The sequence below is a fragment of the Streptomyces sp. NPDC049915 genome (assembly GCF_040656475.1).
Classification (GTDB): domain Bacteria; phylum Actinomycetota; class Actinomycetes; order Streptomycetales; family Streptomycetaceae; genus Streptomyces.
In genome coordinates, this window is the sequence record NZ_JBFAMH010000005.1 from 278,985 (window position 1) to 291,416 (window position 12,432).

The window sequence follows — 12,432 nt, forward strand, 5'->3', positions numbered from 1 at the left end:
CCCTTGTCCGACCACTCCTACCGCTGCGAGCCCTCCGCGCACGAGGTCCTCAATCCGGCGACCGAGGAGGTCGTCGCCACCGTCCCGGCCACGAGCGCCGCGGAGGTGGCCGAGGCCGTCGCCGGGGCCGCGCGCGCCCAGACCGTCTGGGCCGCGCTCGCGCCCGGCGACCGGGCCCGGCTGCTGCGCCGCTTCGCCGCCGTCATCGACGACCACCTGGAGCAGCTGGCGAGGCTGGAGGTCCTGGAGGCCGGCCATCCGATCGGCAACGCCCGCTGGGAGGCGGGCAACGCCCGCGACCTGTTCGACTACGCGGCCGGCGGCGTCGAGCGCCTGACGGGCAGTCAGATTCCGGTGGCGGGCGGCCTGAACGTCACCTTCCACGAGCCGCTCGGGGTGGTGGCGGTGATCGCGCCGTGGAACTTCCCGATGCCCATCGCCTGCTGGGGCGCTGCCCCGGCGCTGGCCGCGGGCAACGCGGTGCTGCTCAAACCCGCCGAGACGACCCCGCTGACGGCGATCAGGCTGGCCCGGCTCGCGCTGGAGGCCGGTCTGCCCGAGGGGTTGTTCCAGGTCCTGCCGGGCGCCGGCCCGGTCACCGGCGCCGCGCTCGTGGAGCACCCGGGTGTCGCCAAGGTGGTGTTCACCGGGTCCACGGCCGTCGGCAAGCAGGTGCTCGCGAAGGGCTCGGCGCAGCTCAAGCGGGTGACCCTCGAACTCGGCGGCAAGAGCCCGAACATCGTCTTCGCCGACGCCGACCTGGAGCAGGCCGCCGCCGCGGCGCCCGGCTCCTTCCTCGACAACACCGGCCAGGACTGCTGCGCCCGCAGCCGCATCCTCGTCCAGCGCGAGGTGTACGACCGCTTCCTTCAGCTGCTCGAACCGGCCGTCACGGCGTGGCGGGTGGGCGATCCGGCGGACCCCGGGACGCAGATGGGCCCGCTGATCTCGGCCGCCCAGCGCGAGCGCGTGCGCTCCTACGTCCCCGACGGCGCTCCCGTCGTCATCCGCGGCGAGGCTCCCGAGGGCAAGGGCTTCTGGTACCCGGCGACGGTCCTGGAGGGACGCCCCGGCGACCCGGCGGCCACCGAGGAGATCTTCGGGCCCGTCGCCGTCGTCCTGCCCTTCGAGGACGAGGCGGACGCCGTACGCCTGGCCAACGCGACCGACTACGGCCTGTCCGGCTCCCTGTGGACCCGGGACGTGGGACGCGCGATCCGCGTCTCGCGGGCGGTCGCCGCCGGGAACCTGTCCGTCAACTCCCATTCCAGCGTCCGCTACTGGACCCCGTTCGGCGGGTTCAAGCAGTCCGGCATCGGCCGGGAGCTGGGGCCGGATGCCCTCAGCGCCTTCACCGAGACCAAGAACGTCTTCATCAGCACCGAGGAGAACCGACCGTGACCGAGTCCGCCATCTGCCGCCGCCTGGTCGGCCGTACCGCCGTCGTCACCGGAGCCGGCAGCGGCATCGGCCTGGCCACCGTGCGCCGTCTCGCCTCCGAGGGCGCGAACGTCGTGTGCGCCGACATCGACGCGGCCGCCGGCAAGGCTGCCGCCGCAGAGGCCGGCGGGCTGTTCGTGCAGGTCGACGTCACCGACCCGGAGCAGGTCGAGGCCCTGTTCAAGACGGCCTACGACACCTACGGGAGCGTCGACGTCGCCTTCAACAACGCGGGCATCTCGCCGCCCGACGACGACTCCATCCTTCAGACCGGCCTGGAGGCCTGGAAGCGCGTCCAGGAGGTCAACCTCACCTCCGTCTACCTGTGCTGCAAGGCGGCGCTCCCCTACATGCGCCGCCAGGGCAGGGGGTCGATCATCAACACCGCGTCCTTCGTCGCCGTCATGGGCGCGGCGACTTCGCAGATCAGCTACACCGCCTCGAAGGGCGGTGTGCTCGCCATGTCCCGCGAACTCGGCGTCCAGTTCGCCCGGGAGGGCATCCGCGTCAACGCGCTGTGCCCCGGCCCCGTCAACACCCCTTTGCTGAAGGAGCTATTCGCGAAGGACCCGGAGCGTGCCGCGCGTCGCCTGGTGCACGTGCCGGTGGGGCGGTTCGCCGAGCCGGAGGAGATGGCGGCCGCCGTCGCCTTCCTCGCCAGCGACGACTCCTCCTTCGTCAACGCCGCCGAGTTCCTCGTCGACGGCGGCATCGCGGGCGCGTACGTCACCCCGCTGTAGGCCCTGCCCGCCGCCCCGGACGGCCGCCGGCTCGCTCGCACGGCCGGCGGCCGTCCGCACGTTCCGCAGCCCCAGCGTTCCGCACCCCGAGGAGGCGTATCCCATGTCCGGCAAGAGCCGTCCACGGCTGGTGACCGCCCTGGCCTTGTCCCTGCTCGCCGGGTCCCTGGCCGCCGGCCGCCCGGCCGTGGCGGAGCCGGCGCCGCGGGCGTGCCCCGTCCTCGCGCCCTCGCCCGGCTGGTACGGCGACAACCGGGCCCGGCTCCAGCAGCTGATCGACCGTCACGGCCGTTGCGGCGACGGGTCCCACGGCACGAAGGACCGGCCGGTCGCGGTGTTCGACTGGGACAACACGGTCGTCAAGAACGACGTCGGTGACGCGACGATGTTCTGGCTGCTGCGCCACGACGGGATCCGCCAGCCCGCCCACCGGGACTGGCACACGACCAGCCGCCACCTCACCGACGCCGCCGTCCGGGCGCTCGCGGCCGCCTGCAGCAGCTCCGCGCCGGCCGGTGCGCCGCTGCCCACCGCCACGGACACCGGCTGCGCCGACGAGATCCGCGCGGTGTACTCCGACGGCGCCACGACCGGCGGTGAGCACGCCTTCGCCGGCTTCGGCCACCGCCGCACGCAGCCGCAGTACGCGTGGCTCGCGCAGCTGCTGCAGGGCTGGACGCCACGCGAGGTCGGGGAGTTCGCCGCGGCGGCCCGGGCGGAGAACCTCGCTGCGCCGGTCGGAACCGAGCAGCGGGTCGGCAGCGGACGGGAGACCGGCTGGGTGCGCTACTACGCCGAGCAGCGCGACCTGATCCGCACGCTCCAGCGGTCCGGCTTCGACGTATGGATCACCTCCGCCTCGCCCGAACCGGTCGTCGAGGTGTGGGCGCGCGGCGGCGGCGTCGACGCCGCGCACACCATCGGCATCCGCAGCGTCACCGCGGCCGGCCGGCTCACCGCGCATCTGAGGGGCTGCGGCACGGTCCGCGACGGCGAGGACGCGCTGATCCCGTACATCGACGGCAAGCGGTGCTGGATCAACACGGTGGTGTACGGCGTCCACGGCGCCGCGGCCGAGCGGCCCCTGCCCGCGGACCGCCGGCAGGTCTTCGCGGCCGGCGACTCCGACACCGACGTCACCTTCCTGCGGGACGCCACGGTGCTGCGGCTCGTGCTCAACCGCAACAAGACCGAGCTGATGTGCCGGGCGTACGACGACGGCGACGGGCGCTGGATCGTCAACCCGATGTTCCTTCAGCCGAAGCCGCGCCGGGCGGACCCGTACCCGTGTGCCACTAATGGATACGAGAACCCCGACGGCACGCGCGGGCCGGTGCTCCGTCAGGACGGTTCTCCCGTGCCGGACCAGTGGGACAGGGTGTACCCGCAGGGGCTGTGAAAGACTGACGTGTTTCCCGTGCCTGTTCGGGCAGGGGAGAGACGACGTACAGCGAGTGGAGAAGCAGTCATGACCAACGTCCGCCTTTCGACGACGATGGGCGACATCGTCCTCAGCCTCGACGACGCCAAGGCCCCGAAGACGGTCGAGAACTTCCTGGAGTACCTCAACAGCGGCCACTACGCAGGAACGATCTTCCACCGGGTCATCAACGGTTTCATGGTCCAGGGCGGTGGCCACGGCACCGACATGCGCATCAAGCCCGCCCCGCGCACGGTGGAGAACGAGGCCAAGAACGGCCTGAAGAACGTCAAGTACAGCGTCGCCATGGCGCGGACGTCCGCTCCGCACTCGGCCAGCGCGCAGTTCTTCATCAACGTCAGCGACAACGACTTCCTGAACTACCCGGGCCAGGACGGCTGGGGTTACGCGGTCTTCGGCAAGGTCGTCGAGGGCCAGGACGTCGTCGACCGGATCGCGCAGGTCCCCACGGGTGCGCAGGACGTGCCCAAGGAGCAGGTCGTGATCAACTCCGCCGAGGTCGTCCAGATCTGAGCCACGGCGTCACTCAGTACGGCCGGCCGGGCGCCGGGTCCTCCTTCAGCAGGGGGCGCAAGGCGCCCAGCACGGCACCCACGCACACGTCCCGCAGTTCGGTGCGGGTGCACGTCGGCTCGGTCAGCCAGTCCACGCACAGCACCTGGACGAAGACCAGCCAGCTCTTCAGGACGCCGGAGACGGCCTGCCGGGTGCCGGCGTCGGTGACCGGCAGGACGGCGAGCAGGCGCTCGCGCAGGGCGTCCAGCTCCCCGGTGATGATCGTCTGGATCAGCCGGTCGCCGGCCAGGACCCGGTTGGCCGCCAGGACGGTGTTGCGGTTCTCCGCGAAGTACGCGATGTGCACGTCCAGCCCCTGGGCCAGCTGGTCCGCCAGGTCGTCGGCGGGGTGGAGCCGGGTCAGGTCGAGCAGCCGCTCGGCGACCTGCCGGTAGAGCGCGGCGAACAGGTCCCGCTTGCTCGGGAAGTACCGGTACAGCAGCGCGCGGGAGACACCCGCCCGCTCGGCCACGTCCTCCATCAGCACCTCGTCGTAGGGACGCTCGGCGAACTGCCGCGCGGCCACGGCGAGGAGTTCGGCCCGACGTTCGTCGGGGCTGAGGCGGCGGCGAGGGGACATGGGCGGCATGTTACTTGACATGTGTCTACTAGTGGCGCCTACCCTGAGGGCGTTACTGGACGTGTGTCTACTAGCGACGGGGGTGTCCGGCATGACGCGGGTCGGAGTGCTGCGGGGACTGGCGTGGGCCATGGGGTACGCGTGCGTGGCCATCGGTCTCTTCCATGTGCTGCTCGGGAACGCCGCGATCCCCGGCGCCGGTTCGGCCGGGCCGACCGTCGACAGCTTCGGGCGGTTCATGGGCGCGGTCTTCGCCGGGTACGGGCTGGCCTGGCTGTGGGCGGTGCGGCAGTCGCCCGTCCCGGCGGCCGCGGTCCGGGTGCTGACCGCGGTGTTCCTGCTGGGCGGGGCGGCGCGGCTGCTGTCCCTCGCCGTCGAGGGCCGGCCGCACTGGTTCCAGCTCCTGCTGGCGGCCGTGGAACTGGGGCTGTCGCCGCTGCTGTTGTGGCTGGCGGACAGCGAGGAGGCGGTCACGGCCTGACCGCCGAGCGCGGGGGACTCCGCAGCGGCACGGTAGGGACCGGTGCCCGTCCGGGGCAGGCCGATCAGGCCCCGTACGCGCTCTGCGAGAATGGACGGCCGGTCTTCCGAGCGCCGCAGACCGGCGGTGCTCGTCTCGTCCTTGGAGAGCACGCACGGTGTCCCGACAGCACGGAACCCCCTCCACCGCCGGGGGCCGCAAGCGCCCCGCCTCGTCCGCAGGCCGGGGCGGGTCCGACACGGCGGGTGGCGGGCGCCGGGCGCCGCAGGCGCCCTCGCCCCGGGAGGCGGCGCGCGGCAGGCAGGGGGCACCCGGCGGCGGTGACCCGCTGCCCGCGCCGCGCCGGGCGGACCTGCAGGCCGACTGCGCGTCGTGCTTCGGGCTGTGCTGCGTCGCGCTGCCCTTCGCCCGCTCCGCCGACTTCGCCGCCGACAAGCCGGCCGGGAAGGCGTGCGGGAACCTCCAGGCGGACTTCCGCTGCGGCATCCACACCGACCTGCGCGAGCGGGGCTACCCGGGCTGCACCGTCTTCGACTGCTTCGGCGCGGGCCAGAAGGTCTCCCAGGTCACCTTCGGCGGCGCGGACTGGCGGAGTGCGCCGGGCACCTCCGGGGCGATGTTCGCCGTGTTCCCGGTGATGCGGCAGCTGCACGAGCTGCTGTGGTACGTCACCGAGGCGCTCGGCCTCGCGGCGGCCCGGCCCGTCCACCGGGACCTGCGGCGCGCGGCGGACCGTATCGAGGAACTCACCCGGGGCAGTGCCGAGGAGATCCGCGCGGTGGACGTGAACGCGCTGCGCGGCGAGGTGAACGAGCTGCTGCTGCGGGCCGGCGAACTGGCGCGGGCGGGGCTGCCCGGCCGGCGTCGCAACCACCGCGGGGCGGATCTGATCGGGGCCCGGCTGGCCGGTGCCGACCTGCGGGGCGCCAGTCTGCGCGGCGCGCTGCTGATCGCGGCCGACCTCTCGGGCGCCGACCTGCGCTCGGCCGACCTGATCGGCGCGGACCTGCGTGACGCCGACCTCTCGGGCGCCGACCTCTCGGGCGCGCTCTTCGTCACCCAAGCCCAGCTGAACGCGGCCAGGGGCGACGCGTCGACGGTTCTGCCGGCGGGGCTGGAGCGGCCAGGGCACTGGTGACGCGGGGCGCGGGTGCCGGTGCCGGGCGCGGGCGCGGGTGCCGGTGTCCTGGCGGCGCACGGCCCGGCCGCCGGTGGGTTCGGCCGTTCGGCGCGCTGGAGATGCGGCGGGCGAGCGGGCGCTGTTGACTGAAGTCACCGGCACCGCACCGGAATCCACGACTCCGGCCGGGCCGCGTCCGGAACCCCGAGACGGATCGCGGCCCGGTCGGTGCTCTGACCCGACCGGGTCCGGACCCCGCCCGGACGCCTCCCTTACGCCACCGTCTCCCCCGTCAGCCGCCCGGCGGCCCCGGTCGCGTCCTGTGCCCGGGCGAACTGCGTCCGGTGCAGTTCGGCGTACCGTCCGTCCGCCGCCAGCAACTCCTCGTGCGTGCCGCGCTCCACGATGCGGCCCCCCTCCACCACCAGGATCACGTCGGCCGTGCGCACGGTGGACAGCCGGTGGGCGATGACGACGGCGGTGCGGTCGGCGAGGGCCTCCGTCAGCGCCTCCTGCACGGCTGCCTCCGAGGTGTTGTCGAGGTGGGCGGTGGCCTCGTCGAGGATGACCACGCGCTGGCGGGCGAGCAGCAGCCGGGCGATCGTCATGCGCTGGCGTTCGCCGCCGGAGAGCCGGTAGCCGCGCTCGCCGACGACGGTGTCCAGGCCGTCGGGCAGGGAGCGGACGAGGTCGTCCAGGCGGGACCGGCGCAGCGCGTCCCACAGTTCGTCCTCGCTCGCCTCGGGGCGGGCGAGCAGCAGGTTGGCGCGGACGCTGTCGTGGAAGAGGTGGCCGTCCTGGGTGACCATGCCGACGGCTCCGTGCAGGGAGCGGAACGTCAGGTCGCGGACGTCGACGCCGCCGACTCTGACCGCGCCCGCGTCGGCGTCGTAGAGCCGCGGCAGCAGCTGGGCGATGGTCGACTTGCCGGCGCCGGAGGAGCCGACGAGGGCGACGGTGCGGCCGGGTTCGGCGCGGAAGGAGATGCCGTGCAGGACCTCGGCGCCACCGCGGGTGTCGAGGGCTGCCACCTCCTCCAGAGAGGCGAGGGAGACCTGGTCGGCGGCCGGGTAGGCGAAGCGGACGTCGTCGAACTCGACGCCGACCGGCCCGTCGGGCACCTCTCGGGCGTCGGGCTTCTCCACGATCAGCGGCTTCAGGTCGAGCACCTCGAAGACCCGCTCGAAGCTGACCAGCGCGCTCATCACCTCCACCCGGGCCCCGGCGAGCGCGGTGAGCGGCGCGTACAGCCGGGTCAGCAGCAGCGCGAGGGAGACGACGGCGCCCGCCTCCAGGGTGCCGTGCAGGGCGTAGAAGCCGCCGAGGCCGTAGACCAGGGCGAGGGCGAGCGCGGAGACCAGGGTGAGGGCGGTGATGAACGCGGACTGGGCGGTGGCGGTGCGGATGCCGATGTCGGCGACCCGCCGGGCGCGCAGCGCGAACTGCACCGACTCCTCCTCGGGCCGCCCGAAGAGCTTCACGAGCGTGGCGCCGGGGGCCGAGAAGCGCTCGGTCATCCGGGTGCCCATGGACGCGTTCAGCGCCGCCGCCTCGCGCTGCATACGCGCCATCCGGCTGCCCATCCGCCGGGCCGGGATCACGAACACCGGCAGCAGCACCAACGCGAGCAGGGTGATCTGCCAGGACAGCGTCAGCATGACCGCGAGGGTGAGCAGCAGCGTGACGAGGTTGCTGACCACGCCGGACAGGGTGTTGCTGAAGGCGCGCTGGGCGCCGATGACGTCGTTGTTGAGCCGGGAGACCAGCGCTCCCGTACGGGTCCGTGTGAAGAACGCGACCGGCATGCGCTGCACATGATCGAACACAGCCGTCCGCAGATCGAGGATGAGCCCCTCACCGAGCGTGGCCGACAGCCGCCGCGAGAGGATGCCCAGTGCCGCCTCGGCCACCGCGATGAGCGCGATGAGCAGGGCGAGGCGTACGACGTGGCCCGCCTCGCCCCTCGACACGATCGAGTCGACGACGCGTCCGGCGAGGATCGGGGTGGCCACGGCGAGCAGCGCGGTCCCCACCCCGAGCACCACGAACAGGGCGATGCGTCGGCGGTGCGGGCGGGCGAAGGCGCCGATGCGGCGCAGCGTCGCGGGGTCGAAGGGGCGCCGCTCCTGCTGAGCGGTCATGACGCTGTGCAGCTGCGTCCAAGCGGTGGTTTCCATGCTCATGGACAGCAACGTAGAACCTCAATCATCGTTGAGGTCAATGTCCGCCGTCCGTCCCCCCGTTCGAAGGATCCGATGACCGTACGCAATGTGCCGTCCCCGCTTCCGCAACCCGCCGTTGGCGCGGTGCGGAGAACCTCTCCCGATGTGACCGCCGTCCCCCTCCCCCCGCTGCCGCAGGGACGACTCCCCCGTCGCGTCCCGGTCCGGCAGGTGCTGTGTCTGCTCCCGCTCCTGCTCGTCGCCGTCGTCGCCGTACGGCACCGCTCCACGCTCACCGAAGGGCTCGGCCAGCTGCGCACCGCCGAGTGGCCCTGGCTGGTCGCCGCGGCCGGCGCGACCTGTCTGACCTGGGTGGCGGCCTCCTTCACCCGGCAGGGGGCGGTCGTCGAGCGACTGCCCCGGCGGCGGCTGCTGGCCACCCAGTTCGCGGCCGGCGCCGCCAACCATCTGCTGCCCACGGGCCTGGGCGCGAGCGCGGTCAACCTGCGCTTCATGACGGTGTGCGGGGTGCCGCTGGCCCGCTCCTCGGCCGCCCTCGCGCTGTACATGCTCGCCGAGTGCGTGGGCCGGATCGCCCTGCTGGCGGTGCTGCTGCTCGCCTTCCCGGACGCGCTGCACCTCGGCACGCTGCTGCCCGCCGGCGCGCTGCTGCCGCTGCTGGCGGCCGCCGCCGCGCTCGCCTCGGCCGCGGCGCTGACGCTGGTCTGCGTACGGCGGCTGCGCACGGCCGCGCGCGGCTTCCTGCGCACCGCGCTCGGCGAGGCCCGCTCCGTGCACGCGCGACCGGCCCGCGCCCTGGCCCTGTGGGGCGGCTCACTGGCCTTCCCGGCGCTGCAGGCGTCGGGTCTGGTCCTGGTCGGGCAGGCACTGGACCTTCCCGTGTCGCCCCCGCACATCGCGGTGGCCTACCTCGCGGCGACCGTGGCGGTGGCGCTGGTGCCCACCCCGGGCGGCATCGGCTCGGTGGAGGCCGCGCTGGTGGTGGCACTGGTCGCGGCGGGCGGACCGGCCGCCGTGGCGACGGCGGTGGTGCTGGCGTACCGGATCCTCACCGTGTGGCTGCCGCTGCTGCCGGGCGCGCTGACACTGGGGGCGCTGGTCCGTCTGAAGGTGATCTGAGAACGGCGACTCGCGAGTAACCTGCGGGCGTCGCCGTACAGCGCCGCCCAGAAGGGGTTACGTCATGCCGGTCCGCGTCGAACGACGAGAGCACGTCACCACGGTCGTGCTGTCCCGCCCCGAGGTGCGCAACGCCGTGGACGGGCCGACGGCCGCGGAACTGGCCGCGGCGTTCCGGGCCTTCGAGGCGGACGAGGAGGCGCGGGTGGCGGTGCTGTGGGGCGAGGGCGGCACGTTCTGCGCGGGCGCGGACCTGAAGGCGATGGGCGGGGAGCGGAGCAACCGGGTCGCCGGGGACGGGGACGGGCCGATGGGGCCGACCCGGATGCGGCTGTCCAAGCCGGTGATCGCCGCCGTCGCCGGGCACGCGGTGGCCGGCGGGCTGGAGTTGGCGCTGTGGTGCGATCTGCGGGTCGCCGAGGAGGACGCGGTGTTCGGCGTGTTCTGCCGCCGCTGGGGAGTGCCGCTGATCGACGGCGGCACGGTACGGCTGCCCCGGCTGATCGGCACCGGCCGCGCGCTGGACATGATCCTCACCGGCCGCCCGGTCCCGGCGAGCGAGGCGTACGGGATGGGGCTGGCCGACCGCGTCGTGCCGGCCGGCACCGCACGTGCCGCCGCCGAGGAACTCGCCGCCGCCCTGGCCCGCTTCCCGCAGGACTGTCTGCGCTCCGACCGCGCGGCGGTCCTGGACCAGGAGGGGCTGGGTGAGCGGGAGGCGCTGCGGGTCGAACACGCCCACGGCGCGGCCGTGCTGGAAGAGGCGATGCGGGGCGCCGGCCGGTTCGCGTCGGGGGCGGGACGGCACGGGTCGTTCACGGACGGCTGACGCGGCGCTCGTCACGGCGCCCGGTTTCGAACTGCTGTGCCGGATACGGCAGGATGAGCGCTCGCGCCGCACGCTGACGCCCCGTCGGGCGCATTTGGCGCGCATCCCCGATACGAGCAGTTCGAGCAGGTGACAACGTGACGAGACTTCACATCCCGTCGTCGGCCGAGGGCGCCGACGACCGTCTTCTCGGAGGCGGCCGGTGAACCGTGCGCTGACCCTGGACGACCTGGTGCTGGCCGGCATCGCCCTGGCGGCGGGCCTGCTGACGGCCTTCTTCTCCCGCACCCTGCTGCGCTGGCTGGCGAAGCACGCCAAGCGGACGAAGTGGAGCGGTGACGACGTCGTCGTGGACGCCCTGCGCACGGTGGTGCCGTGGGCTGCCATCGCGGGCGGTGCCGCCGCGGCGGCGGCCGTGCTGCCGCTGACCCGGACGGTGCAGCGGACCGTCAACCAGTCGCTGCAGGTGTGGCTGATCTTTGTCGTGACCCTGTCGGCGGCCCGGGTGGTCGCCGGGCTGGTGCGCGCGGTGACCCAGTCCCGCTCCGGCGTCGCCGGGTCCGCGACGATCTTCGTCAACATCACCCGGGTGCTGGTCCTGGCGATCGGGTTCCTGGTGGTGCTGCAGACCCTGGGCATCTCCATCGCGCCCCTGCTCACCGCCCTGGGTGTGGGCGGTCTGGCCGTCGCGCTGGCGTTGCAGGACACGCTCGCGAACCTCTTCGCCGGCATCCACATCCTCGCCTCCAAGACCGTGCAGGTGGGCGACTACATCCGGCTGAGCAGCGGGGAGGAGGGGTACGTCGAGGACATCAACTGGCGGCAGACGACCGTGCGGGCGCTGTCCAACAACCTCGTGGTCATCCCGAACGGCCAGCTGGCCAAGACCAACATGACCAACTTCTCGCGGCCCGAGCAGGACCTGACGATCCTGGTGCAGGTCGGGGTGGCCTACGACAGCGACCTGGACCATGTGGAGCGGGTGACCAACGAGGTGATCGCCGAGGTGATGACCGAGATCACCGGGGCGCTGCCGGACCATGAGCCGACGATCCGCTTCCACACCTTCGGCGACTCCCGGATCGGCTTCACGGTGATCCTGGGCGTCGGCGAGTTCAGCGACCAGTACCGGATCAAGCACGAGTTCATCAAGCGCCTGCACAAGTGCTACCGCTCGGAGGGCATCCACATCCCGGCCCCGGCCCGCACGGTCACGCTCCAGCAGGGCACGGTCACGATCCCTCAGCAGCGGCCCGGTGAGGACATACGGTCGGTCCTCGTCGCCGGCGAATAGAGCACCCCGAAAGGGGCGCGGGGAACCGCGCGACCAGCCACAACGCGCCCGCGGACGCCGAGGAACCGCCACCCCGCGCCCCGGAGGGCGCCTGGCCCCGCGGAGCGCCTACGCTCGGAAGCGGAATGAACTCCCCCACCGACCCCCACAGCATCGACCGACGGCTGGAAGCCCTCGCGCGCCAGCCGTTCCGGGCGAAGTTCCACCTGCGCGGCCGCGACCGCGCCACGGCCGAGCTGAAGGGCCCGGTGACGATCCGGCGGCACGCCGACGACCTGATCGTCAAGCGCCTCGCACCGGCCGAGCCGTACAAGGACGGCAAGCAGACGCCGTACCGCGGTCACCCCGTGTTCGTCGCCCAGCACGCGACCGCGACCTGCTGCCGGGGCTGCCTCCAGCGCTGGCACGGCATCCCCAAGGGCCGTGAGCTGAGCCACGCCGAGCGGGTGTACGTGGTGGAGGTGATCTGCCGGTGGATCACGCGCGAGATGACCGGGCGTACCGGGCCGGACACGGTCCGCCGCGCCTGAGCCGGTGCGGCCGCGCACGGGGCGGCCCACGGCGTCGTTTCAGGCCAGGACCCTTGTCGAGCCGGACCGGATCAGGAGATATCTTGATGTCGAGCAATGTTGCAGACGTGGAGCGGAGCA

General features: G+C 73.2%; 12 protein-coding genes. 10 read left to right on the forward strand and 2 right to left on the reverse strand.

Annotated elements, in window-relative coordinates:
* Positions 1-3 precede the first annotated feature (3 nt).
* The 4 genes from AB0J12_RS11045 to AB0J12_RS11060 all read left to right on the forward strand — a co-directional run bounded on the left by AB0J12_RS11045 (position 4) and on the right by AB0J12_RS11060 (position 4,134).
* Positions 4-1,401, forward strand: coding sequence for an aldehyde dehydrogenase family protein (locus AB0J12_RS11045; RefSeq protein WP_363263967.1), 1,398 nt, complete (start codon positions 4-6; stop codon positions 1,399-1,401).
* Positions 1,398-2,180 carry a 3-oxoacyl-ACP reductase gene (locus AB0J12_RS11050; protein WP_363263968.1) on the forward strand — a complete coding sequence of 261 codons (783 nt, stop codon included), beginning with the start codon at positions 1,398-1,400 and terminating at the stop codon, positions 2,178-2,180. The genes AB0J12_RS11045 and AB0J12_RS11050 overlap by 4 nt, the downstream gene beginning before the upstream one ends.
* 103 nt (positions 2,181-2,283) lie before the next feature.
* Positions 2,284-3,579 carry a haloacid dehalogenase-like hydrolase gene (locus tag AB0J12_RS11055; RefSeq protein WP_363263969.1) on the forward strand — a complete coding sequence of 432 codons (1,296 nt, stop codon included), beginning with the start codon at positions 2,284-2,286 and terminating at the stop codon, positions 3,577-3,579.
* A 69-nt stretch (positions 3,580-3,648) separates the two neighbouring features.
* On the forward strand, positions 3,649-4,134 hold the full coding sequence (locus tag AB0J12_RS11060) for a peptidylprolyl isomerase (RefSeq protein WP_363263970.1): 486 nt from the start codon (positions 3,649-3,651) through the stop codon (positions 4,132-4,134).
* Positions 4,135-4,147: 13 nt separating this feature from the next.
* On the opposite strand, the gene AB0J12_RS11065 is transcribed toward AB0J12_RS11060, so the two are convergent.
* On the reverse strand, positions 4,148-4,756 hold the full coding sequence (locus AB0J12_RS11065) for a helix-turn-helix domain-containing protein (protein ID WP_363263971.1): 609 nt from the start codon (positions 4,754-4,756) through the stop codon (positions 4,148-4,150).
* 91 nt (positions 4,757-4,847) lie between these two features.
* Here AB0J12_RS11065 and AB0J12_RS11070 point away from each other — a divergent pair, with 91 nt between their 5' ends.
* Both AB0J12_RS11070 and AB0J12_RS11075 read left to right on the forward strand, forming a co-directional pair.
* Entirely contained in the window at positions 4,848-5,237 is a 390-nt protein-coding gene (locus AB0J12_RS11070) for a DUF4345 domain-containing protein (RefSeq protein ID WP_363263972.1), read from the forward strand.
* A 328-nt stretch (positions 5,238-5,565) separates the two neighbouring features.
* Positions 5,566-6,375, forward strand: a complete 810-nt coding sequence (locus AB0J12_RS11075; RefSeq protein WP_363264170.1) for a pentapeptide repeat-containing protein — start codon at positions 5,566-5,568, stop codon at positions 6,373-6,375.
* A 254-nt stretch (positions 6,376-6,629) separates the two neighbouring features.
* Here AB0J12_RS11075 and AB0J12_RS11080 read toward each other — a convergent pair whose 3' ends face one another.
* On the reverse strand, positions 6,630-8,534 hold the full coding sequence (locus AB0J12_RS11080; protein ID WP_363264171.1) for an ABC transporter ATP-binding protein: 1,905 nt from the start codon (positions 8,532-8,534) through the stop codon (positions 6,630-6,632).
* A gap of 150 nt (positions 8,535-8,684) precedes the next feature.
* Between AB0J12_RS11080 and AB0J12_RS11085 the strand changes: the two genes are divergently transcribed.
* From AB0J12_RS11085 to AB0J12_RS11100, 4 genes are all read left to right on the forward strand, one after another.
* Positions 8,685-9,659: a lysylphosphatidylglycerol synthase transmembrane domain-containing protein gene (locus tag AB0J12_RS11085; protein ID WP_363263973.1), complete on the forward strand. Its 975-nt coding sequence runs from the start codon at positions 8,685-8,687 to the stop codon at positions 9,657-9,659.
* Between the two features lie 64 nt (positions 9,660-9,723).
* Entirely contained in the window at positions 9,724-10,488 is a 765-nt protein-coding gene (locus tag AB0J12_RS11090; protein ID WP_363263974.1) for a crotonase/enoyl-CoA hydratase family protein, read from the forward strand.
* Positions 10,489-10,690: 202 nt separating this feature from the next.
* A complete protein-coding gene (locus AB0J12_RS11095) occupies positions 10,691-11,782 on the forward strand; it encodes a mechanosensitive ion channel family protein (RefSeq protein WP_363263975.1) in 1,092 nt (363 codons plus the stop codon).
* A gap of 125 nt (positions 11,783-11,907) precedes the next feature.
* The gene (locus tag AB0J12_RS11100) at positions 11,908-12,312 is read left to right on the forward strand and encodes a DUF4186 domain-containing protein (protein WP_363263976.1); all 405 of its coding nucleotides are present in this window, start codon (positions 11,908-11,910) and stop codon (positions 12,310-12,312) included.
* Positions 12,313-12,432 lie beyond the last annotated feature (120 nt).

Excerpts from the sequence above, each read along its gene's own strand:
- AB0J12_RS11055 (WP_363263969.1), top strand. The coding sequence starts at position 2,284 with ATGTCCGGCAAGAGCCGTCCACGGCTGGTGACCGCCCTGGCCTTGTCC.
- AB0J12_RS11060 (WP_363263970.1), top strand. The coding sequence starts at position 3,649 with ATGACCAACGTCCGCCTTTCGACGACGATGGGCGACATCGTCCTCAGC.
- AB0J12_RS11065 (WP_363263971.1), bottom strand. The coding sequence starts at position 4,756 with ATGTCCCCTCGCCGCCGCCTCAGCCCCGACGAACGTCGGGCCGAACTC.
- AB0J12_RS11070 (WP_363263972.1), top strand. The coding sequence starts at position 4,848 with ATGACGCGGGTCGGAGTGCTGCGGGGACTGGCGTGGGCCATGGGGTAC.
- AB0J12_RS11080 (WP_363264171.1), bottom strand. The coding sequence starts at position 8,534 with ATGGAAACCACCGCTTGGACGCAGCTGCACAGCGTCATGACCGCTCAG.
- AB0J12_RS11090 (WP_363263974.1), top strand. The coding sequence starts at position 9,724 with ATGCCGGTCCGCGTCGAACGACGAGAGCACGTCACCACGGTCGTGCTG.
- AB0J12_RS11100 (WP_363263976.1), top strand. The coding sequence starts at position 11,908 with ATGAACTCCCCCACCGACCCCCACAGCATCGACCGACGGCTGGAAGCC.